17 protein-coding genes and 2 pseudogenes are annotated in these 23118 nt (G+C 34.4%); 5 read left to right on the top strand and 14 right to left on the bottom strand.

From position 1 onward, the window contains the following. Positions 1–678: 678 nt before the first annotated feature. On the bottom strand, positions 679–1485 hold the full coding sequence (locus tag ACQH2O_RS05410) for a YgfZ/GcvT domain-containing protein (RefSeq protein ID WP_010962504.1): 807 nt from the start codon (positions 1483–1485) through the stop codon (positions 679–681). A gap of 186 nt (positions 1486–1671) precedes the next feature. Between ACQH2O_RS05410 and ACQH2O_RS05415 the strand changes: the two genes are divergently transcribed. After that, the gene (locus ACQH2O_RS05415; RefSeq protein WP_173862895.1) at positions 1672–1953 is read left to right on the top strand and encodes a co-chaperone GroES; all 282 of its coding nucleotides are present in this window, start codon (positions 1672–1674) and stop codon (positions 1951–1953) included. A 100-nt stretch (positions 1954–2053) separates the two neighbouring features. Next, complete coding sequence (gene groL / locus ACQH2O_RS05420; RefSeq protein WP_010962503.1) at positions 2054–3703, top strand: chaperonin GroEL; 1650 nt, start codon at positions 2054–2056, stop codon at positions 3701–3703. A 223-nt stretch (positions 3704–3926) separates the two neighbouring features. Here groL and ACQH2O_RS05425 read toward each other — a convergent pair whose 3' ends face one another. From ACQH2O_RS05425 to ACQH2O_RS05455, 7 genes and pseudogenes are all read right to left on the bottom strand, one after another. Next, positions 3927–4049 (bottom strand): hypothetical protein, encoded by a 123-nt coding sequence (locus ACQH2O_RS05425; RefSeq protein WP_255703183.1) that lies wholly within the window; start codon positions 4047–4049, stop codon positions 3927–3929. A gap of 216 nt (positions 4050–4265) precedes the next feature. Continuing rightward, positions 4266–7388 (bottom strand): AsmA-like C-terminal domain-containing protein, encoded by a 3123-nt coding sequence (locus ACQH2O_RS05430; RefSeq protein WP_010962501.1) that lies wholly within the window; start codon positions 7386–7388, stop codon positions 4266–4268. Then, complete coding sequence (rnhA, locus tag ACQH2O_RS05435) at positions 7381–7818, bottom strand: ribonuclease HI (RefSeq protein WP_425385123.1); 438 nt, start codon at positions 7816–7818, stop codon at positions 7381–7383. The genes ACQH2O_RS05430 and rnhA overlap by 8 nt, the downstream gene beginning before the upstream one ends. A 175-nt stretch (positions 7819–7993) precedes the next feature. Beyond that, complete coding sequence (locus ACQH2O_RS05440) at positions 7994–8881, bottom strand: heme o synthase (RefSeq protein ID WP_155968887.1); 888 nt, start codon at positions 8879–8881, stop codon at positions 7994–7996. Position 8882: 1 nt separating this feature from the next. Next, complete coding sequence (gene ctaD, locus ACQH2O_RS05445) at positions 8883–10433, bottom strand: cytochrome c oxidase subunit I (protein ID WP_010962499.1); 1551 nt, start codon at positions 10431–10433, stop codon at positions 8883–8885. 15 nt (positions 10434–10448) lie between these two features. Continuing rightward, positions 10449–11213, bottom strand: coding sequence for a cytochrome c oxidase subunit II (gene coxB / locus ACQH2O_RS05450; RefSeq protein WP_010962498.1), 765 nt, complete (start codon positions 11211–11213; stop codon positions 10449–10451). Positions 11214–12023: 810 nt separating this feature from the next. Then, positions 12024–13117 (bottom strand): annotated as a pseudogene (locus ACQH2O_RS05455) (IS3 family transposase). A 580-nt stretch (positions 13118–13697) separates the two neighbouring features. Here ACQH2O_RS05455 and ACQH2O_RS05460 point away from each other — a divergent pair. Continuing rightward, positions 13698–14609 (top strand): Rpn family recombination-promoting nuclease/putative transposase, encoded by a 912-nt coding sequence (locus ACQH2O_RS05460; protein ID WP_425385124.1) that lies wholly within the window; start codon positions 13698–13700, stop codon positions 14607–14609. On the opposite strand, the gene ACQH2O_RS05465 is transcribed toward ACQH2O_RS05460, so the two are convergent. Beyond that, the gene (locus tag ACQH2O_RS05465; RefSeq protein WP_425385389.1) at positions 14598–15437 is read right to left on the bottom strand and encodes a hypothetical protein; all 840 of its coding nucleotides are present in this window, start codon (positions 15435–15437) and stop codon (positions 14598–14600) included. The genes ACQH2O_RS05460 and ACQH2O_RS05465 overlap by 12 nt on opposite strands. Then, positions 15365–16018: an RICIN domain-containing protein gene (locus ACQH2O_RS05470; protein ID WP_425385125.1), complete on the bottom strand. Its 654-nt coding sequence runs from the start codon at positions 16016–16018 to the stop codon at positions 15365–15367. The genes ACQH2O_RS05465 and ACQH2O_RS05470 overlap by 73 nt, the downstream gene beginning before the upstream one ends. A 163-nt stretch (positions 16019–16181) precedes the next feature. Between ACQH2O_RS05470 and ACQH2O_RS05475 the strand changes: the two genes are divergently transcribed. Further along, positions 16182–17014, top strand: a protein-coding gene (locus ACQH2O_RS05475; protein WP_264374449.1) for an IS5-like element ISWpi1 family transposase whose coding sequence is annotated in 2 segments (ribosomal slippage) — positions 16182–16551 and positions 16551–17014 — 834 coding nt in all. Because the reading frame shifts where the segments join, the coding sequence is not laid out codon by codon here. Here ACQH2O_RS05475 and ACQH2O_RS05480 read toward each other — a convergent pair. The 4 genes and pseudogenes from ACQH2O_RS05480 to ACQH2O_RS05495 all read right to left on the bottom strand — a co-directional run bounded on the left by ACQH2O_RS05480 (position 16989) and on the right by ACQH2O_RS05495 (position 20783). After that, positions 16989–17369, bottom strand: coding sequence for an ankyrin repeat domain-containing protein (locus tag ACQH2O_RS05480; RefSeq protein WP_341820214.1), 381 nt, complete (start codon positions 17367–17369; stop codon positions 16989–16991). The genes ACQH2O_RS05475 and ACQH2O_RS05480 overlap by 26 nt on opposite strands. A 405-nt stretch (positions 17370–17774) precedes the next feature. Next, positions 17775–17994, bottom strand: a pseudogene (locus tag ACQH2O_RS05485) (transposase); the annotation flags it as partial. Between the two features lie 183 nt (positions 17995–18177). Beyond that, on the bottom strand, positions 18178–19608 hold the full coding sequence (locus ACQH2O_RS05490) for an ankyrin repeat domain-containing protein (protein ID WP_264329544.1): 1431 nt from the start codon (positions 19606–19608) through the stop codon (positions 18178–18180). Further along, positions 19554–20783 carry an ankyrin repeat domain-containing protein gene (locus tag ACQH2O_RS05495; RefSeq protein WP_425385126.1) on the bottom strand — a complete coding sequence of 410 codons (1230 nt, stop codon included), beginning with the start codon at positions 20781–20783 and terminating at the stop codon, positions 19554–19556. The genes ACQH2O_RS05490 and ACQH2O_RS05495 overlap by 55 nt, the downstream gene beginning before the upstream one ends. A gap of 767 nt (positions 20784–21550) precedes the next feature. Here ACQH2O_RS05495 and ACQH2O_RS05500 point away from each other — a divergent pair. Then, on the top strand, positions 21551–22858 hold the full coding sequence (locus ACQH2O_RS05500) for a hypothetical protein (protein ID WP_425385127.1): 1308 nt from the start codon (positions 21551–21553) through the stop codon (positions 22856–22858). The last annotated feature ends 260 nt before the right edge of the window (positions 22859–23118 follow it).

Raw genomic sequence — 23118 nt, forward strand, 5'->3', positions numbered from 1 at the left:
CCGCTAACAAGTAGCGGGATGACGAGCTTATCGTCATGCCACTGCGAACCGTCATACCGCCGCGAACCGTCATACCGCGATTCATTCGCGGTATCTCTAGATCCCGCTAACAAGCAGTGGGATGACGAGCTTATCGTCACGCCGCCACGAACCGTCATACCGCCGCGGCGCTAACAAGAGATCCCGCTAACAAGCAGCGGGATGACGGTTGTCGTTTAGCCATAAACATTAAAAAATTTACCAAATAAAAAAAAAGGCAAAAGAAACCCTAGTCATTGTCTATTTTCAGTATTGGCGTTTTTAAGTCTTAAACACTGCAATTTAGCTGCTTTTGAATGCAACTAACCTACGCTGCAAATGTTTAAGAAATTTACTAAGCAGAAAAAAAGGCAAAAGAAACCCCGTGTTAGCTAGTTGTCACTCTCTAATCCTGCAAATTGGCGTACTATACTGTCTTAAACGACTTATAAGCGCGTTTCAGCTTATATAGGTAAAAACCCAGAAATGTTGTGAAGACATAAGGTGCACATAGTGCAAAAAATTAAAAATAAGACGCCAACTACGTTGTTTTCTTGCTGTTTAATCTGCACAGATGAAGATAACTGAATACCTTCAATACCATGATAAGGGGGCTGGCGGAGTTTGTCAAGCAAGTTTTTCGTTTCTATATGGGCTACCTTAAGACTTCAACGTCTTAACGCACTTGACCCCACCAGCATATAAATTTGCATGGCTCTTTCCAGTATTAAGCAATGCAAATCCAATGTTGTCTACACTAGAGCGCAGTTCCCCTATTTCCTCATTGTTTTCATTTGTCACTTTAGTGCCAATATCTGGAAGTGCGTTATCCCCCTCAACAAGGTAAAGTTTTCTTCTGAATATTTCTTGTCTGCTCATTCGATTTACAACTTCCTGACCTATATAACACCCCTTATTAAAGCTTATACCGTTTACTTTATCGATTAAAAATTGCAGCGGAAACGATGAATTCTGCACCATATCTTTCGCTCCATCTGGAACGAGATTTTGAATTCTGACTTTTTCATACTGAGTAAAATCCCCAACCGGCTCTTTCATTTCATCTTTATGTATGATCCTCATTCCTAGCAGCTTGTGCCTTGGATCTTGAAAAATAACTTGTGACTTACTACTACACTCCGCCAACTTAGTATTAAACAAAACCCCAACCTTATATAGTGCACTAACGTCTTTAATCTTTACCCTCAAATAAGTTTTAAGTAAATCTAGTTTCTCGATTATTTGCTGCAAGTGCATGTTTTCGCACTCCAAGAGGGTGTATTTACCATATTCAATAAGAAAAAAATCATATAGATATTTTCCCTGAGGGCTAAGCAATAAAGAGTAAATGGCTTTTTGGCTATCCAACTTATTAATATCATTGGTTATAATACCCTGCAGAAAATCTCTAGTGTCAGGCCCATATAGCACTATCACACCACGACTTAAAAATGGTATATAACTCATGAAATCTCTATAAATAAATCTAAATTTTATTATATAACATTAGGCTCTTTTAGAAACTGCTTTTGGCGTGCATATTTTATAATGGCGTGCATATTTTACAAGCTCCAGCCCTTGAAATCTAACTTACGAGTATATATATATAAACTCATAAGTTAATTTGTTGATGAGGAAAAACAAATGTCAAGTATAAGTTTAAATGTATTAGATGATAGCGTGCTGATCAAGCCTATTAGCGAAGAAAAGCAAGGTGGAATTGTGCTTCCATCAAGTGCTGAAAAGAAACCTACTAAAGGTGAAGTTATAGCAATTGGTGAAGGTTCACGCAATTCAAGTGGCGAACGCGTAACTTTAACTGTGAAAGCTGGTGATAAAGTGTTCTATCGCCAATGGGCTGGTACAGAAATAGAACATAATAATGAGAAGCTTATCGTGATGAAAGAGTCCGATATACTTGCTGTCATTAAGTAGCAGTCTTTATTTTACTAAACTGAAACAAAGCGCAACATAGCGCATTGTAAATGATTTTATTATAGTTTTCTAAATTTTTTATTAACAAGAGGTGATAAAAATGACTAATGTAGTAGTATCAGGTGAGCAGTTGCAAGAAGCCTTTCGTGAAGTTGCAGCAATAGTGGATTCAACGGTAGCAATAACTGCAGGACCTAGAGGAAAAACAGTAGGGATTAATAAGCCCTATGGAGCACCAGAAATTACAAAAGATGGTTATAAGGTGATGAAGGGTATCAAGCCTGAAAAACCATTAAACGCTGCGATAGCAAGCATCTTTGCACAGAGTTGTTCTCAATGTAACGATAAAGTTGGTGATGGTACAACAACGTGCTCAATACTAACTAGCAACATGATAATGGAAGCTTCAAAATCAATTGCTGCTGGAAACGATCGTGTTGGTATTAAAAACGGAATACAGAAGGCAAAAGATGTAATATTAAAGGAAATTGCGTCAATGTCTCGTACAATTTCTCTAGAGAAAATAGACGAAGTGGCACAAGTTGCAATAATCTCTGCAAATGGTGATAAGGATATAGGTAACAGTATCGCTGATTCCGTGAAAAAAGTTGGAAAAGAGGGTGTAATAACTGTTGAAGAGAGTAAAGGTTCAAAAGAGTTAGAAGTTGAGCTGACTACTGGCATGCAATTTGATCGCGGTTATCTCTCTCCGTATTTTATTACAAATAATGAAAAAATGATCGTGGAGCTTGATAATCCTTATCTATTAATTACAGAGAAAAAATTAAATATTATTCAACCTTTACTTCCTATTCTTGAAGCTATTGTTAAATCTGGTAAACCTTTGGTTATTATTGCAGAGGATATCGAAGGTGAAGCATTAAGCACTTTAGTTATCAATAAATTGCGTGGTGGTTTAAAAGTTGCTGCAGTAAAAGCTCCAGGTTTTGGTGACAGAAGAAAGGAGATGCTCGAAGACATAGCAACTTTAACTGGTGCTAAGTACGTCATAAAAGATGAACTTGGAATCAAGATGGAAGATCTCACGCTTGATGATCTTGGTACGGCTAAAAATGTTAAAATTACTAAAGATAATACCACAGTTGTCAGCGAAAATAGCGATTCTGACAGTGTGAAAGCTAGAATCGAGCAGATTAAATCTCAAATTGAAACTTCAACTTCTGATTATGATAAAGAAAAGCTAAGAGAACGTTTAGCGAAATTATCAGGTGGCGTTGCTGTGCTCAAAGTTGGTGGAGCAACTGAAGTGGAAGTTAAAGAACGTAGAGATAGAGTCGAAGATGCGCTGCATGCAACAAGAGCTGCAATTGAAGAAGGTATAGTTCCAGGTGGTGGGGTTGCGCTTCTTTATGCTTCATCTGTTCTCGACAAATTAAAAGGTGCAAGTGACGAGGAACAAATAGGCATAAACATTATCAAGAAAGTTCTCAGTGCTCCAATTAGAAGGTTAGTCAAAAATGCTGGTCTTGAATCTGCTGTTATAATTGACTATTTGATTAAGCAGAATGATAAAGAGCTTATATACAACGTTGAGGCTATGAATTACGCTAATGCATTTACAGCTGGTGTGATTGATCCAGCAAAAGTGGTGCGTATTGCTTTTGAAACAGCGGTATCTGTTGCGAGTGTGCTGATAACTACTGAATCTATGATAGTTGATGTACCAAGCAAAGAAAATGCTTCATCTCCTATGGGTGCAGGAGAAATGAGTGGCATGGGTGGATTCTAAGTAGAATGAAACCGTGGAGCAATTGCTCCACGGTAGTTCCAAAAAATCTCACATTTTACTATTCGTTAAAGGTAATACGTTTGGTGCAGAAATGCACTACTGTTTGCATCCGTTTCACTCCTTTATATTGTGGTTGTCTAATAACAAAAAGGCAGCATAAGAAAACTATAACCCCTAGTATATTTATACTATAGCTGACCCAAGCAACACGTCATACCGCGATTCATTCCACAACTGTACGAACATTACAATATGGCACATAGTAAACGATGTCATGAAAGTAGCTGACACTGGAATGACACCCTTTTGGATGGAAACCAGTGTCACGCACTGGCATGACACCCATTTGTTCCTATAGTTGTCTTTTCTCGTCTACCTTATTTTGCCACTCTACTGAACAGATACAATTTACAACCACCCCCCTACCCTTTTTAGTTGTTCAGCAAATATAGAGAGGTTAAAGGGAGTGGTATTACTTAAACAACTAAATAAAAAACCAGGTAGATCATTCTGAAATTCTTGCATTTTTGTCCATAATTTTGTTAAATAACTTCCCTTTTGGTCATATCGAACCAAATTTCTTTTTCACACCACCTTTTAAGCCACTTTCGTTAGTTTTTGTCATAATGCGATCAAACACTCCCAATAACCTCTTTAATAGGTTTGGAGTTAGCGAAGAGATAAGATCAACAGATACGTTATTGTTTTTGTCATCACCACTTGCTTTATAGTCTATTGAAACGATTCCCCTACTTTTCCCACCAGTAAGAAGTTTTCCAATTATAGGAATTTTTAACAAAGATTTATTAATTAAATATGCTGGTATTACTTGTCCTGCAACCTGGAATTTATAATTTCTAATATCGAGCTTACCACCAGTGCTAATACCTAACTCCGCCCCTTCAAGCCAAGATTCTTCAATTTCAATAGTGCCATCTTTGTATGAAAAAGGTGCATTACATTTGTAAAAGTATACACCTTCATTTTTTATGGCATTTACAATGCCAGGCAATGAAGACATCGACAATAAAGTAGTAAGTAGTGGAGCATCTTTGATGTAGAAATTGCTAATGGATAACGTACCATAATGTTCTCCACTTTCTCTCTGAGGAGAGAGATAAAAAGACAATTTGCCGTTTTTAATTGATTTACTAATGCCTAAGGAACGCAAAAGCATACCTGAATTATCCGCATATATTTCGAGCCCTATTCCACTGTATTCTGCTAGTATGTTGCTGCTATCTTCCAGAAACTGCCCTGTAAATTGACTTCCATTGCAATTACCTTTAGTACAGGTTACATTCAGCTTAGCATTTTTGATAACGATGCCTTCTTTCATAATTACATTGTCAACATTCATACTAATCTCTATATCTTTATTTAATCCATTACTGTTTTTGCCAAGCAAGCCTAAAATATCACTTAAGTTAATTTCCTCACCATAAATAGTTATGGCATTTTTCTCCTTACCTGATTCAATTTCTATACTAAAATCATTATCAGGCAATTTAAAGCTACTAGAATTTAAATATAAATTTCCATTTTCTACTCTTCCGCTGAATTTTATATCTAGGTCATTTCCTACAATGTCTAATTTATCTACTAACAATTCACCTGCTCCTTTTAACCTTGTAGAAAACAAAATTTTATTGTGATCTTCAAAGCGATTTTTCCACCCTAAGTAGCTTGAATGTGATTCAAATTCTGATAAATCTATATCACCATTAACATACCCCGTCTTATCTTGATTTATCACTGACTCTAAATTTGCACTGACATAGCCACTATCAAAATTAAATATTTGAGCGGGTAAATCTCCGGTCAAATTCCAGGCGAAACTTTCATTCCTATTGCTACTTTTCAGGTCAAATAATAGCTGTGTGTTATTCACCATACCACTACCATTTAAATCTATAAAGTCACTGCCAAAACTAAGCTTAATATCATATTTACCAAGACTTGCATTATAGACGGCCAAATTGTCAATTTCAGAATGAAAATTTGCTGAGAAGTCTACTTTTTTGTCATCAGCATTTAGATTAAAAATGCGAAAATTAAATACGGATTTTGCCATTCCACTTACTTTATCCCTTTCAACCTTCACCACATCATCCAGCTTAAATCTTATAGGCTCATATAAACCATACGCATCACTTACAGCTTTGCCATTAATGGTTAGAACTGAATCTTCCTTATTTAGAGATTTCATTTCAATATCACCACCATTAACAGTGAAATTCTGAAACTTAGCGCTATTTACAGTAATTTCAAGATCGTTATTCTTGATGATCAAATCACCCTTTAATTCCTTTACTTGCTCAAAATCTTCATCAAATTTTACGCTACCGTTTTCTATATCAGCAACAATTACAATGTCTGACAGATCGTCATCAACCAAATTGTTAATTTTGCCATTGAAACTTACAATGGTATTTAAAACATCCCCATCAATATTATCACAATACCAGCTTTTAAATTTACTATTTACTACACTATCTGGTATATAAGTACATAAATCCTTTGCAGCAAACTTACTAATATTAATTCTAAGCAAAGCATGACTTGTACTAAAGTTCATTTTGCCTATCAAAGAGAGATACGTGTCATTTAACTTAAAATGGAAGTTTTTTACACTAATAATTCCATCACTATATGTTAAATTTATATTTACATTAGTTAAGGCCAAATTTTTGTTCAAATAATTTTCTGTATTCAATACGTATATATTTCCATCTACAATTTCATCCTTTTTATTAATTTTCACTGAGAAGCTTCCTTTGAATCCTATATTTTTGTCCAAATTGTAGCTTTTAACTAATGTAGAAAACTTGCTCAATAGTCCCAATTTTAGATCATAAAATGTCCCGTACACATTTAGCAAATTGTTGCGATTTTTTATCGTAATTGATAAATCATCCAAAAATCCCTTTCCATCTTTTGTATTCACATGAATATCTAAAACATTAAAATCTTCCCCCTTCCCTATATATAATTTATCAATAAAAAATTCATCTTCTGTGCTTTTATCAATAGCGATGTTAGTAAATTCAATTTTTGAATCCGCATTTAAGTCAAAAAAAAATTCCCTTATTGTTTTTAATAGATTTTTTGCACTACTTTCTGTCATCTTGAAATTCTTCCCTGTCATCCCAGTATCTTTTTTTCCTGTCATCCCAGCACTCGTCCTTGTCATCCAAGTAGCTTGACTACTTGTTTCTTTTTTTCTAGATTCCAGCGTCACGCGCTGGAATGACACCGAAGGAAGGCGGTTACTACTTAAATAATGATTATCCAAAAGGTCTAATGAGTTTTGCGGATTAACATTAGTTTCTTCTCTCTTGATACATACATGCACATTATCAGCTGAAACCTGAGAGAGATTTGTGCTAGCTTTAAATAAGGAACTTAACTTAAAATGTACAAAAAGCTCAGGAACTTTTATAGTAAAATTAGGGTTTGCTATTGCCAAATCCGTAATGACTAAATACGGATCTTTGCCATCTTTCTGCCAAACAACTGAGGTATTCTCCATATTAACGCTTGAGCCAACAAATATTTTTGATATTTTATGTTTAACATAAAAATCAATATAATTAATATTGATTTCTAAAGGCTTAAAAAAAATAAAGAAGCACAATATGAATAATAAAGCTACGGAAAATAATATAGTAATTTTTTTAAGCATCGATTATTGCTTTTCTTGCTAAACTATCAGCCTCCTCATTATACTTATCGCTACTGTGTGCTTTAACCCACTTCCAATCAATTTCGTGTTGTGAAGCAACGTTGTCTAGCTCTTTCCACAATTCCATATTTTTTACTGATTTTTTATTACTTGTTTTCCAGCCATTCATTTTCCACTTATTTATCCATTCTGTTATGCCATGCTTAACATAAAGACTATCCGTATATAAATTAATATTACAAGAAAATTTCAATACTTTCAGCCCATTGATCACCGCTGTTAACTCCATTTTATTGTTTGTGGTATTTTCTTCTCTACCATAAATGTCTTTTCTGTAATCTTGAAATAATATGATAGCTGCCCATCCTCCCGCTCCAGGATTACCAGAACACGCCCCATCCGTATATATTATCACTTCTTTTTTACTCATCTTTGTTTATATCGGTTAACAAAGTATATAGTTGCTTTTATGAAAGCACAATTTCTAAAGGTAGTTTAAACTGCACCTTTAAATTTTATTATAGAAACAAAAAAAAGTGTGACAACGAGCATTACCAAAAGGAAAAGTAAAAAATAGTTTTTATGCTTCTGCCGTTCTTTCATAACTAAAATAAATCAATAGAACAAAAAATAATACTGGCGAATAGGGAAAATAGATAAGAAATTGAATAAGAAAACATTTTTTTCTGTGAGCTGTGATTCTTGAACTTCATAACAGATACAGCGTACCAAATAAAAACGCAACCTTCAAAGGTTGCCATGCTTAGATAAAGTAAAGCCTTTTTCAAAAATAGAGCCGGAAGCAAGCTAGTTAGCACCAGCAAAACACTATAAATTAATATATATTTTCTTGTTTTTTCCGGACCATAAACAATATTGAACATTGGAATCGATGCCTTTGCATAGTCTTCAGACTTATTTAAAGATAGGGCCCAAAAGTGTGGTGGAGTCCACATAAAAATTACTAAAAATAAAATGAAACTTTCCCAACTGACAGAATTAGTCACAGCTGCCCAGCCAATCATTGGAGGGAAAGCACCTGCTGCACCACCGATAACGATATTCTGCGGAGTACGCCTTTTTAGCCAAATTGTATATATGAAAACGTAAAATAATATGCTAACAGCAAGCAAAGCAGCAGAAATATAGTTTACTGCTATTGCCATGATAAATACTGACAATATTCCAAGAGTTATACCAAATTCAAGCGCACTTTCTGCAGAAACTCTACCTGAGGGTATAGGGCGGTTTTTTGTCCTTTCCATGAGCAGATCTATGTCTCTGTCATACCACATATTTATAGCACCTGCAGATCCTGAGCCAAGAGCAACACATATAAGAGATATTAGTGCTAGAAAAGGGTGCATACTACCTGGTGCAGTAACCATACCAGCAACTGCAGTAAATACCACAAGATACATTATCCTTGGCTTCAGCAAACGCCAAAAATCCAGTATTGTTGATTCAACATTTAGCAAAACACTTGTGTACATTCTATTTTACCACTGGTGGCTTTTCGAAAGTATGAAAAGGCGGTGGTGAAGATACCGTCCATTCCAAGGTGTCACCTTCCCAAGGATTATCTCCAGCTTTCTTGCCCCATTTAAAAAGATGTATAACTATAAACACAAAAAACATAACTGAAACAAAGGACATATACGAACCAATTGAGGATATATAATTCCAAGGGATAAACGCATCAGGATAATCAGGTATACGCCTTGGCATACCAGCTAATCCTAAGAAATGTTGAGGTAAAAAAGTGATATTGGTGCTAATAAAAGTAAGCCAAAAGTGGATTTGACCTAAGCGCTCATTATATTGTTTACCCGACATTTTACCAATCCAATAATAAAAGCCAGCAAAAGCTCCAAATAATGCAGCAAGTGACATGACATAATGGAAGTGAGCAACAACATAATAGGTGTCGTGCAGGAGCTTATCTATTCCACCATGAGAAAGAATTATTCCCGTTATGCCCCCGCCAACAAACATGAAAATAAAACCTAGTGCAAATAGCATAGGGGTCTTAAACTCAATTGCTCCACCCCACATAGTTGCAATCCAGCTAAAGACTTTTACACCAGTTATAACACCGATAAAAATTGTGGTAGTGCTAAAAAATGCAGCAGCGTCAGCACTAAGCCCAACAGTGAACATATGGTGAGCCCAAACCATAAAGCCAAATACTGCTATACCTATCATTGCATAAACCATCCCTATGTAACCAAATACAGGTCTGTGAGAAAAAGTTGATACAACCTGACTTATGATGCCAAATGCAGGAAAAATAATTACGTAAACTTCTGGATGACCAAAAAACCAAAATAGATGTTGAAATAACACAGGATCGCCGCCACCGGCAGGATCAAAAAAGGAAGTACCAATATTGCGATCAGTAAGAAGCATAGTTATAGCACCGGCAAGCACTGGTAAGGCAACAATCAACATAAATGCTGTTAGCAAGACAGACCAAACAAACAGTGGCATCTTAGTTAATGACATTCCTTTTGTGCGCATGTTAAATATAGTAACTATAAAGTTGATCGCCCCAACAATTGACGACATACCAGCAACATGAAGTGCAAGTATAGCAATGTCAACTCCTGCACTTGGATGGGACATTACCTGTGATAGAGGTGGATATAAAGTCCAACCTGTACCTGGACCTTCACCAATAAACACTGAGAGAATGAGCAAAATAAAAGATGACACTAATAACCAAAAACTTAAATTATTCATACGAGGAAATGCCATATCTGGTGCGCCAATCATGAGAGGTACAAACCAGTTACCAAATCCTCCCATGAGGGCTGGCATTATCATAAAAAACACCATTATCAACGCATGCCCTGTAACCATTACGTTATATAATTGATAGTTATTGTTAAGTATATTAATGTGCATTAGCTGAGTGCGAATAATCACCGATAATAATCCACCAATAATTCCAGCTAATATGGAAAAAATAATGTACAGTGTCCCTATATCTTTATGATTGGTGGAAAACAACCAACGCTTTATGCCCTTTGGTACGTCACTCATATCTATACTCCAAATTTAACTCACTAATTTTCTATTTTCAATCCACTTATTAAAATCTTCTTTGCTTACTGCTTCAACAACAATTGGCATAAATCCATGGCCTTGACCACACAATTCGTAGCACTGCCCATAATAAACACCAGGCTTTTTGATATTAAACCACGCCTCATTCAGCCTACCTGGTATCGCATCAATTTTTACACCGAAAGCCGGTACTCCCCAACTGTGTATCACATCTCCTGCTGTAACTTGTAAACGAACGTTAGTATTAACGGGTAAAATGATGTTGTTATCAACAGAGAATAGCTTTAAATCTCCTTCGATAAAGTCTTCTTTTCCCTTAATATAACTATCAAATGACACACCTTGATATTCTGGATATTGGTAACTCCAATACCATTGATGGCCAATAACTTTCAGTGTTATATCAGCTTTCGGTATTTCTTCCTGTAGCTTCAGTAATTTAGCGTTTTCAAAGGCTAATATTCCAACAATGATAGTTGGTATAACAAACCAAATAATTTCTAAAGGAACACTATGGGTAGTTTTACTTATGTTTGTTACTTTGCTTTTACGAAAGCGAAACGCTATATAAGCAAGCAGCGCCCACACAAAAAGCATTATTGTAACCATCACAAGCATCACAAACGAATGTGACCTAACTACAGCCTCCATTACTTCAGTTGCAGGAGCAGGAAATCCAAATTGCCAGGAAGTAGGAGCAGAGGCAACAGATATATTTGAGTAAAATATTATCAATAGTGCAAATAACTTCACCATATCTTTTGTTTGTTTGCTATAAAACTAAGTGATATACTGTATAATAGTATATATAAACTTACTATGCAAATAGAGATTAGTGATGGTTAATAATTTTTTAGCATTCAACAAGTATAATAGTACAATACTAATTGAGGAAAAAAGCATTTACATAAATCTATTGTAAGTAAAAATATTATAATATTTTAAATTAAGTATTTACTTTAAGTAAATTCTATAATAAGTTTAATAGCGTCTGTTACTGCTAATAACCCTCTAGCCTCACACCTAAAAGCAGTAACAGACACTATTAAACTTTATGACAAGTTTATAATCTGTAAGATCAAAGTCTTACAAGTTTCTTTATTTCATTATACATTGCAGTTTGTTAATTAACTTTTCATGCCTATGGTGGCATTTACAGCTTGGACCAAAGGTTTATGTATTATAGAAAATAATTATAAAAAAAACACACTATTTGTATACCATACAAACTTTTTTTATTCTGCATAGCTGAGTTACTAGATTCTGTAAACGAAATCTTTAGAGAAGCCAAATGGGCAAAGTTTCATGAAGGTCTTTGGCATCTCTTAGCATAGATCCCTTACTTAACCATCATACCGCGATTCATTCGCAGTATCTCAAAGCATAGATCCCGCTAACACGTAGCGGGATGACGATTGTCGTTTAGCCATAAACATTAAGAAATTTACCAAATAAAAAAAAAGGCAAAAGAAGCCCCGTGGTGGTTGGCTATTTACTATGTACTAAAATATCGGCGTTTTTTTTGACCTTATCCAGAAAAAGTGGAGAGAAAGTTTGGAATGTTTTTCACAAAGAGAATGATGAATCAAAATGCTCAGGAATGCAATAGTTAATAGTGACGTTGTTTGTTATAAAAAATTTCTATGTATTCAAATATTGCAGTTCTAGTTTGTTGAGCAGAGTGTTGTGAAGTATCAATAAGTATTTCTCTTTTCAATGAGCTAAAGAAGCTTTCCACAACAGAATTGTCGTAACAACAACCTTTATGACTCATCTATGTTTTTTATGGATAAGAGATATTGATAACCTTGCAAAGTATATTGTGAACCTTGATCACTATGTAATAGTAGATTTTTGGCAGGTTTACGCTTGTTAACGGCCATTAATAAAGAGTCCATAACCAATTGTTTATTTATTGAACTGCTCATTAACTACCATGCGTGAATATAGATCGATTATTGTTGCCAAATATAGCCATCCTTCTTTGGTTTTTATATAAGTAATCCCATACTTTATTTGGTTGATCAACAATAAAGTTTTGATCTAGTATATTGGGAGCTACAGCTCTATTATCTGTTTGTTGTTTTTTAATTTTAAACTTTCTTTTCAGTATAGCCCTGATGTCATTTTTCTGCATAATACTTTGCACCGTTTTCAAATTGCAACTTTTACCCAAAGCCTTCAATTCAGCATGAATTTTAGGAGCTCCATATCTACATTTAGAAGCTTGATATATTTTTTGAATATCTGCTAATAACTCTTTATTTGCTAATTCTCTACTGCTTATTTTTCTTGTGGTCCACTTATAGTAGCCACTAGCAGAAAATCCTACATAATTCCTGTACTTTATAGCAGTTACTATATAAAAAAATATTTTACTCTTTTTGACTGGCCAGGGCTTTTTTTAAAATGTCTCTTTCTCTTGTTACTTTTGCTAACTCTTTCTGTAAATCAAATCTCTCTTTGTCATAAGGTGCTACATCTGGAAATGCATTTGCCGCTGACTTTTTTTCGTTATATTTCTTCATCCATTTTCCTAATACACTATCCCTTATTCCTAGATCTCTTGCTACTTTTGCAACTGGTTGACCTACCTTTCTTTGTTCATTTGCCAGCTTAACAGCTTCCAATTTGAATTCTGCCGTATATTCTCTTGCCATTTCTAATCCTCCAAAATTTTATTTTACCCGAAAAAACTCCTTTCTTTCTCTCCACTTTTTCTGGGTAAGGTCAATTCGGAACTCTATTTCTTTTTTACGATCTTTACTTTTATTCTTATTGTTCATATAATATACCCTTCACTAATAATAAATTATTTTTAAATGTTTACTGTTATTTTCTTAGCAGTATTGGCATAAAGCCATAGCTTTTGGGTGAAGTCAAATCAAATTTTCAATTTTTTTTTGTTTATTTTTTTATGAAAAGGTAGAAGATATTAATAGCTGCTAATTTCTTTAAACGATGTTGTCGTAGATTCGTATTTTTATACACCAAAAAGGGTATCTTTGATGTCTCCTACAGCTCCAAACTCATAGCATCCATTTGCCGGCCTTTTAAGGCGCTTTATAGAAGGGTTAATAAAAGATGTACAAAAGGACGTCTAAGGTGCGTAGTAGCATTTTAAAGCCATCTATGGGAGACATTTTTTTCATCAACGCATTCAAAACTTAAAAAAATAAAAAACTTGAACATTTCTTCAGAATTATGTATAATTATTAATGCTTTTTAAGGTTCTTTCTTATGACTTTTTCTAAGTTTCTTGATCCCAAAAATGATGTATCGTTTAAGCGTATCTTCGGTACTGAAAAAAATAGAGATATCCTTATTCACTTCCTCAATGATATTCTTGGCTTTACTGGTAAAAATGAAATAAAGGATATAGAGTTTTTAAGTACTATTCAAGACCCCGATATCGCCGCTAAAAAGCAAAGTATTGTTGATGTTCTCTGTAGAGATTCTACAGGTGCTCAATACATTTGCGAAATGCAGGTCGCTAAAACTAAAGGCTTTGAAAAACGTGCCCAATACTATGCTGCTAAAGCTTACTCAAGGCAAGCTGATAAAGGTGACCAGTATCATAACCTTAAGGAAATTATCTTCATTGCTATAGCAGATTGTGTACTGTTTCCTAATAAATCTGAGTACAAATCAAAGCATACTATTCGAGATGAAGACACTAATGAGCATGATCTAAAAGATTTCTATTTTATATTTATTGAGTTGCCAAAATTTCCAAAGAATAAGGAAGATCAGTTGGAAAATATAGTTGAAAAATGGGTTTATTTTTTTCGATATGCAGATGAGAATAGTGAAGAAGAGCTGGAAAAAATAATAGGTAGTGATGTAATAATTAAAAAGGCCTATGAAGAGCTAAATAGATTCAACTGGTCAGAAAAAGAATTTATTGCCTATGAACAGGAAATAAAACGTATTCTTGATGAACAGGCTGTCCTCGCTCAAAAACTTGATGATGCTACTGAAAAAGGTAGAGAAGAAGGTAAAGAAGAAGGCATCCAAATCGGACATGAAAAAGGCAGAAAAGCAGAGAAAATCGAAGTGGCAAAGAACTCACTTAAGGCCGGTGTCTCTATTGATGTTATCGCTCAAATTACCGGCCTTTCGATAGATGAAATTCAAAAATTAAGGAATTAATACTTTACCTTGACCTCTAGCTTGAGTTAAATGACATTGAACAGAAGTATTATTTAGATAACTTTTAGGCTCCAAGCTTATTTGTTGTTCTTTTACGTCACTCACTTCTAATCTGCTTAACATTTGTTGCATTAATTGATTTATTACTGGGTCTATTCTTCTATTAAATTCAGCCATAAACTTATCAAACTTTTTCGGACTTAATCTACCGGGATCTCCGGGTTCTCTACCAGGCAATGCTTCCTCTGCGTATGATTTTAAAATCCCTGAAATTTCATTAAATTCACCACTCCTAATTTTTTCATTAATCTTCTCAAATAATTTCTCAAAATTAATATCTAAGCGGTGCATTTTTATACCACCTTTCGATTCAGCTTGCTTCTCTAATACTTCCTTGAACGACTTTATAATATCCGATGTGTAAAAAAGAGCCTTTACAGGATTAACATCAGAAAACTTAGGAAGAGGACACTTTTTATCTAGAAAAGCTTGTAACAAGAAAAACATCAAGCTAGCATTATCACTCGCACAAACTTCACGACTAAATTGGCTAGTATATTGGATATTTGGGTTTCTTACTGTATCAGAATGATTGGAGCTACTTCCTGCTGTACCAGAACGGCTAGAGCTATTTTCTGAAAATGAAGGCAACGCAGCCCTTAAAGGGGAAGAGATAAACTGAAAAACACCTTTAACAGCATCTATCCATGAAGACGGCTTACTTGCTCCGCTTGTAGCTCCTATTTTGTTATAGCCTATTTCGTCACTTTGCGATGAATTGTCTGATGCATTATCATAAGATAGATCACACTTAGCTTCTTTTGTAATACTATATTGTACATCACGCTTCTTGCGAGTAGATCCACAATCCTCAATTTTCCATTGACATGGACTATCTTTGCCCCTGGCCTCCAAGTAAATACTCTCCTTCTATCCCTATCATGGCTAAGATAATCACTAGCAGGATATAAATACTCATTAAAATAAGTGCTTTTTATATATATGTTGTTACCTTCAGGTTCAAATTTCCATTGACATGAACTATCTTTGCCCCCTGGCCTCCAAGTAAATACTCTCCTTCTATCCCTATCATGGCTAAGACCATTACCAGCAGGATATAAATACTCATTAAAATAAGTGCTTTTTATATATATGTTGTTACCTTCAGGTTCAAATTTCCATTGACATGAACTATCTTTGCCCCCTGGCCTCCAAGTAAATACTCTCCTTCTATCCCTATCATGGCTAAGATAATCACTAGCAGGATATAAATACTCATTACTATAGTAAACACTTTTAATACATACCTCCGATGAAAATACTGCATTCTTTACTGACTCTGGTAATTCTCCTTTTATCCTTTCAAGCTCAGATTTTTTTTCCGAATGAACATTATGGTAATTACTCATCTCCATAATTCTTTTTACATAACGGGCTAACCTAAACTCCGCATTTTCTACACCTTTAACTTCAATACTAGCTCCAATATTGAGAAGATTTGTAACTTCACTTAGAGGTTGTCCGGAAACAAGTAAAAGGCTATAATATCTGAAATTTTAGTACGGGGTAAAGATGAGAAAAAAGTATCCAACAGATCTAAGCGAAAGGGAATGGGCAAGAATAGAAAAACACTTCAGAGTATCATACAAGAAAGGAGGAAGGCTGCCAAAGTATAGCAAAAAAGAAATATTAGAAGCAATTTTCTATGTATTGCGTACAGGGTGTCAATGGCGGTATTTACCAAATGATTTTCCGCTATGGAAGACTGTGTATGAGCAGTTCAGGCAATGGAAGAAGCAGGGAATTTTTGAGAAAATGAATTATGAAATTACAAAATATAGTAGAAGAAAAATAGGAAGGAATGAGCAGCCGAGTGCCTGTATAGTAGATAGTCAATCTGTAAAGACTACAGAAAAGGGGGGATCAAAGGCTATGATGGAAGTAAAAAAGTAAAGGGTAGAAAAAGGCATATAATTACAGACACTCAGGGTTTTATACTAGGTTGTTACGTAGGCGCTGCTAACGAAAATGATAGAGATGGTATTAAAATAGCATTAAACAATATGAGAACAAAATATACTAAAGTTAAAAAAATGTGGGCTGACATGGGATACCAAGGAAGAAATTTAAAGAATCACATAAAGGAAGAATATGACATAGATATTGAAATTGTTAAAAGGCCTCCATGTAGATTTTGGGTGCACAAAGATACGCCACCTGAGCTACTACCAACAAGAGAACAAGGGTTTAAAGTACAGCCAAGAAGATGGGTTGTAGAAAGGACTTTTGCTTGGGTTAATAGGAATAGAAGGCTATCGAAGGAGTATGATTTACTCACAACATCCACTGAGAATTTCATATACCTAGCTATGAGTAGGGTTATGTTAAAGAGGGAATATGCTTGAATTTACTAGTTTCCGGACAACCTCTAACATTCCCACTTTCTACAGCAGCAAATAAAAGTCTATCATACTCACTTTGCTTTGGTCCTAAAAAGTTTACTACTTCTGACTGACGAGAGGTATTTGCTACATCTAAAGGTTTTCCACCATCCTTATTTTTAGCTCCAATGTTAGCCCCCTTATCTATAAGAAATCTAATTATCTCTAAATGACCTCCTTCAGCAGCCCTATGCAAAGATGTGTAACCATCACTATCTCTAGCTTCAATATTAGCCCCTTTCTCAAGAAGTTCTCTAACGTCACTAAGGCGTCCTGCTCCTGCAGCACTAACTAATAAATCATCATTGTTTAAAGTCATTTGTCCCTCCACATTTATAAAAACTTACCTAACTTAACTAAGCAATCACACTATAACAAGCCACTCTTACCCTGAGCTTTTTTCTTTCCTCAAGCAACACAGAAAGGACCATCTTCCCTCAAACAAGAATTCTGGAATGCCCTCACATAACATAGCCCGCTCACAAAAGTAAAATTACCTTAGCCATCACACACTTACATACCATAAAAAATTAGTAATCTAATGTATTTCAGGAATAGTACTCCACTTTTAAAACTTGTCAACCCCTAATTTAAAATTTTTTTGAAATAATTTTTGATGAAAATTTTTAATGAATTACTATTAATTTAATATTAAATATTACTAAGAACCTAAATAATACAACCACTTTCAGCAATAAAAACCAGCTAGCATGAGAAGATTTTTTTGGAAATCGATTGGTCTTGCAAATGTGCTTAAAATCTTCGTTTCAAGCCCTGGATGTAAATTTATTTGCCTTTTTTTGACTATTTGGGGTTCCTTCTCTATCTCTTGGTGTTAAAAGTTCAAATGAATCTGCACTTGTACGTAAAGCCTTTGCATTTCTCCCATTTTTTCTATTATTTTCTTCACTTTCAGCCAATAAGTGGTTTTCTATTTCACCTTTTTATATCAATTTATTACTTTCTTTTTGATTTGACACACTTTTTTGAACATCTCTATTGTGGAACAAACTTTCTCTTGGTTCTCCAATTTAGACACATGAGCAAAGATTGTGAGCTTTCTCCTCTTACTTCAAAAACCAATATCTTCTTTAATATGATTACTTCTATGTACTTACTAAATTAGGCTACTTAAATTCCTTAGGCAGGTTATAAACGGATACCTTTGCTGAGCTTTCAAAGCTCTTTATAGAGGTAGGTGATTCTAATGTTCCAGGTACGTCATCATAATCAGATAGTTGCGTAGAAATTGAATTCGTCCTAATACCCTGAGATGTACCTTCTTGAAAATGAAGTAATTTATTTTCCAACTTATCTCTTGCTTCTCTAAAACTGTCCAATTTTTTTTGCAAGCTAACACTTTCTTCTTTATACTTTGAAAGTGTTAAATCGATAAAATGATTACACAACACTATTAGACCTGTAGCACTAGAAAATAACAACAAGAGAGGATGAATGGTAACACCTGGCATATCTCCACTTCTTGCATCATGAAAATTTTTATACATATTAAGACAAGAGCCAAAAGCTGCAGAGCATACAAAAGCAAGTTTTGTTCTGCACAGGAAATACTCGACTTGCGCTAATTTTTCATTGCAATGTGCTAATTCTTTACGCAAATCATTAATTTTATCACTATAATACCTAATAAACAATTGTTTTGTTTCTTCATTATTAACATATTTCCATGCTCTGTAAGATCTTCCATCTATGAGCTCAACGTTTACATGCTCTGATTTTAGAAGCGCACTAATTGCGTTACTACTTCTAGAACGCACAGCTTCATGTAGAGGTGTGTAATCGCTTTTAACATCTTTCCTTCTGTTAATATTTTCATAAGTTAAATACTTGAAAAGAGCCGAAATACATTCTGGGTCATTACCTTCAATAGCCAGAGTAATTGCATCTTTTCCGTCTTTATCCTTAGAATTAATAACTTTAGAAAGCGGCTTTTCATTTTCTTGCTTATCTTCAAAATACTTGCACTTATACACCTTATTCGAACGATATGGCTCCTTAAGAATACACAAAAGTTCTTTTACAAGATCAACCTGATTTTCTTTAATAACCACATGCAAAAGTGTGTTTTGATTTTCCTCATCTTGTAACAGTAAAACATCATACAAATAAGCATTTTCATGTAGATAACTAATCTCTTTATTGAAACGTGTTTTATCTATACCTTCTCTTCCTCCTTTACAGATACTGAAGAGTCGTAAACTACCTTCCAAAGCATTGTGATCAATTGCAGAGGCACGTTGCCTTCTGTATAAAATTGGCGCTCCTTCTACGCAAACACTTCCGAAGTAACGAGCAATAGGGGAATGGATACATGCACTTAAAAAATTAGTAAGAGGGTTACAAGTGTTCACACCATTCCTACCTTCAAGCAGTCTAACTACATCTAATTTATTATACGAATCAGCATAATATAAAGGATCCCGATCATAACAGTCCTTAGCATCAATTATAGCATCACATTCAAGAAGAAGTTTAGCTACATCTAAATGACCTTCCCTAGCAGCATAATGTAAAGGTGTTCTAGCTTTTTCATCCATGGCCTCAACTTTAGCACCTTTTGGCTTATAAGAAAGCTAACCATACCCTCTCTATTGTAGTAAGCAGCATAGTGTAGAGGAGCTATACCCAAACGGTCTTTAGCATTAATTATAGAATCATGGTCAAGAAGAAGTTTAGCTGCATCTAAATGACCTTCCCCAGCAGCATAATGTAAAGGTGTTTTATCTTCTTCATCCATGGCCTCAACTTTAGCATCTCGGCTTATAAGAAAGCTAACCACATCCTCTCTATTGTAGCAAGCAGCATAGTGTAGAGGAGTCATACCAAAACGGTCTTCAGCATCAATTATAGCACCACGGTCAAGAAGAAGTTCAGCTACATCTAAATGACCTTTCCCAGCAGCATAATGTAAAGGTGTTTTAGCTTCTTTATCCACGGCCTCAATTTTGGCATCTTGTTTTATAAGAAAGCTAACCATATTTTTTCTATTGTGGTAAGCAGCATAGTGTAGAGGAGCCATACCAAAACAGTCTTCAGCATCAATCATAGTACCACGGCCAAGAAGAAGTTCAGCTACATCTGAATGACCTTCCCTAGCAGCATAATGTAAAGGTGTTTTTCTACTATCATCTTGAACGTTAACCTTAGCATTTCTACTGAGAAGAAGTTTAAGGACATACAAATTACCCTTACAAGAAGCTACACACAAAGGCGTTTGATTGTTTATACCTTTAGCCTCAATATTAGCACCTCCATCAAGAAAATCACTAACCTTTCTAATATCTTTTCTTTCTATAGCAGAAAATAAATATTTATCTAGCTTTGCTCTCAAAAAGTTTGCTACTTCTGTGTTACCAAGCTCATTTACTATGCGTAAAGGTGTCTTAACATTATTATCCTTAGCTAAAATGCTGGCACCTTGATCAACAAGAAATCTAACCATATCGTATTGACCTGCACTAACAGCATAGTGTAGAGGTGTCCAATTTTGGTCACATCTAATGTCAATATCAGCACCAATACTAAGAAGAAGTTGAGCTACATTTACACTATTTTTACAGGCAGCCCAGGACAGCAAAGGCAACTTATCTAAAAGTTCACGATTAACATTATATTTATCAATATGTTGATCAATATATTCCTCCAACCGTTTAAAGTCGTCATTTTCTATAGCATGCGTAAAATCCGTTGTAAGGCTCGTTTGATCTTTCATAAACTATATAAAAAAAACTATTTTCCTACTCAGTACAATACTCCATTTTTAAAACTTATCAACCCCTATTTAGAAATTTTTTATGGAATAATTTTTGATGAAAGTCTTTAATATATTGCTACTAATTTAGCAATATATACTGTTAAAAACCTAAACAATATAACCATTTCCAGCACCCAAAACCAGCAAGCGTGAGAACAATTTTTCTTGGAATCGGTTGGTCTACCAAACGATACATACGAACTTTTTAATATAGTGATTTTGCTATACGCTAAAACTAGCCATATTAGCCCATTTCACCCACATCTACATATGAACTAGTTTGCCTAACTTTATTGCAAAGATTTCAAACTTCTATTTTTACAACCTCATTTTTACGCAACTTGTTCTCACAAATATACGATCTATTTTTATCTTTTTGAACAGAGTAAACATTTAAAATCTTTATGACGCTGAGGAGTATTGTATTTCCTGTAAATTCCAATAAAATTTTTGTATCTATTAATATAGAAAATGTTTTTCTTGAAGTTTTTTTATCCTTGGCAATTGTTAGGTTGCTGTTTAATTCTAACTTTTACATAATACCATATATGGGCCAAGAACGTCATACTACAGAGGTTGTCCAGAAACGATTTTTTGTTGGATAGCAAAGATACATGAAGTGACAGCAGGAGAAGACAACTCTCTAAAAAATATGAAAAATTATACTTGCATTAGCTTTTATTCATGCTAATTATGTACATAATATATCTATAGATTGAGGGATTATGATATTAGAATATATTTTAGGAACTAAGCAAGTTCATGCAAATGGTGGATTAGCTACTGAAGAACAGCACATGGAACGTTTTGGTCAGCAAACTCTGGAGCCTAGTCCATCATTGTTAGATCAAGAACAAACTGATGACTGGCATGAGTCCGTTGTTGAAGACAACAATACTGTTGTTGAAAGTTCTTTTATTCCAGAGAACTCAATTTTAATGAATTTAGTAAATCTGTTAACTGAGAGCGAAAAAGCTTCGATTGATGAATTTCATGACAAGATGGAAAGTATAATGAAAGAGTTTCATGAAAATAGATATGAAAATTCTGCAAAGGTCACTCTAGAAAAGATGGAACATTTAATAGATGAATATTTGAAAAGAAAAATAAAGCTAAATTTACGCTGTGATCACTATGAATGTAGTGTGTCGAATTTTATATTAAAAAAAATAATTGACATTGCTAATGCTAGCAGTGTTATGCGTATAACTCCTACTACTAGATCACGTTATAAGGACAATGGGGAGGAGGCAATAGATGAGTGGGAAGAGGCTTTAGAACCTTTATTCAATATTGTCAATAAGCTACTATTAGCAGGTGCAAAAATAGAGTCTGATTTTTACAATGACGGAATGATAGATGAAGCTATGTACGGAAGTGATGAACCTATTTTTACAGAATGTAAAAAAATTAAGGACGAATTAAAAAGTATCGCATACAGAGGTTTAGTAAACAAAAATAAACAAGTTAAAGATAATGATCTGAAAGTAGAAATAGATAACAATCTTGTTCTTTTCATGTGGCCACAAAACAGTATCGTTGAAGTTGCAAAGGTTATGAATAGTAAGGTGAATGAAAATTTCAGTATAGAAAGTAGCATCTTACAGATTGGGGAAAGTATAATAAGAGTTGAAAGCATAGGAAAAAAAAGAAATTATACAGATGTCTTAGGAGATAGCATTGAAATGTCCTTTACCACTGAAGTAGGAGAGATTAGTATTCATCTGTGTCCTGGTGATAGTAATATAATAAAAGTAAAGCTTGATGGAGAGAACCAGGAGAAGTTTGACAAATTAAAAGATCAATCAAGTTTAGGGGAAAGCTGCTTTTTAGGAGGAAAAAGTGTTCTACAAGCTGTTAACGATAAAGGTTTTGAAAGAAACGGTAGAATACTTATAGAGTCAGCTGAAACTATTAAACAATCAAATTTTGTAGTGAAAGAATCAGGTGTTCCATCTACTCTTATGAAGCCAATCGATAGTTTAGACCAGCTGCAAAAGATGGGAGCTTCGAAAGAAATAGTAGTGTGTTAATGAAGTCAACTAAAATTAGTAAACAAAAGAAAGGTCTTGGAGGGGTAAAAAAATTGATGTATCTTCAAAGTAAGATTTTTTGAAGTATAAGCCATACTCTCAAGGTGAGAAGAAATAGTAGGGGGATAAGTGTTGACTTAATAATTTAGAGATTCTTCTAAAGAAATTATTTTTCTCTCTTGATGTTTATTCTTTTATAGGTATAGCCTTTTGTGTTTGATTGAATTGACTTTTGTGATACCTACAGAATTTCCTTTATC

This window comes from Wolbachia endosymbiont (group B) of Schoenobius gigantella (assembly GCF_964031005.1).
GTDB lineage: Bacteria > Pseudomonadota > Alphaproteobacteria > Rickettsiales > Anaplasmataceae > Wolbachia > Wolbachia pipientis.

Bases quoted from the DNA above. Each gene is read 5' to 3' on its own strand.
- ACQH2O_RS05495 (WP_425385126.1), bottom strand. From the start codon at position 20,783: ATGAAAGATCAAACGAGCCTTACAACGGATTTTACGCATGCTATAGAA.
- ACQH2O_RS05410 (WP_010962504.1), bottom strand. From the start codon at position 1,485: ATGAGTTATATACCATTTTTAAGTCGTGGTGTGATAGTGCTATATGGG.
- ACQH2O_RS05430 (WP_010962501.1), bottom strand. From the start codon at position 7,388: ATGCTTAAAAAAATTACTATATTATTTTCCGTAGCTTTATTATTCATA.
- ACQH2O_RS05460 (WP_425385124.1), top strand. From the start codon at position 13,698: ATGACTTTTTCTAAGTTTCTTGATCCCAAAAATGATGTATCGTTTAAG.
- ACQH2O_RS05490 (WP_264329544.1), bottom strand. From the start codon at position 19,608: ATGGATGAAAAAGCTAGAACACCTTTACATTATGCTGCTAGGGAAGGT.
- ACQH2O_RS05440 (WP_155968887.1), bottom strand. From the start codon at position 8,881: ATGTACACAAGTGTTTTGCTAAATGTTGAATCAACAATACTGGATTTT.
- ACQH2O_RS05425 (WP_255703183.1), bottom strand. From the start codon at position 4,049: ATGGGTGTCATGCCAGTGCGTGACACTGGTTTCCATCCAAAAGGGTGT.
- coxB (WP_010962498.1), bottom strand. From the start codon at position 11,213: ATGGTGAAGTTATTTGCACTATTGATAATATTTTACTCAAATATATCT.
- groL (WP_010962503.1), top strand. From the start codon at position 2,054: ATGACTAATGTAGTAGTATCAGGTGAGCAGTTGCAAGAAGCCTTTCGT.
- ctaD (WP_010962499.1), bottom strand. From the start codon at position 10,433: ATGAGTGACGTACCAAAGGGCATAAAGCGTTGGTTGTTTTCCACCAAT.
- ACQH2O_RS05470 (WP_425385125.1), bottom strand. From the start codon at position 16,018: ATGAGTAATTACCATAATGTTCATTCGGAAAAAAAATCTGAGCTTGAA.
- ACQH2O_RS05480 (WP_341820214.1), bottom strand. From the start codon at position 17,369: ATGACTTTAAACAATGATGATTTATTAGTTAGTGCTGCAGGAGCAGGA.
- rnhA (WP_425385123.1), bottom strand. From the start codon at position 7,818: ATGAGTAAAAAAGAAGTGATAATATATACGGATGGGGCGTGTTCTGGT.
- ACQH2O_RS05500 (WP_425385127.1), top strand. From the start codon at position 21,551: ATGATATTAGAATATATTTTAGGAACTAAGCAAGTTCATGCAAATGGT.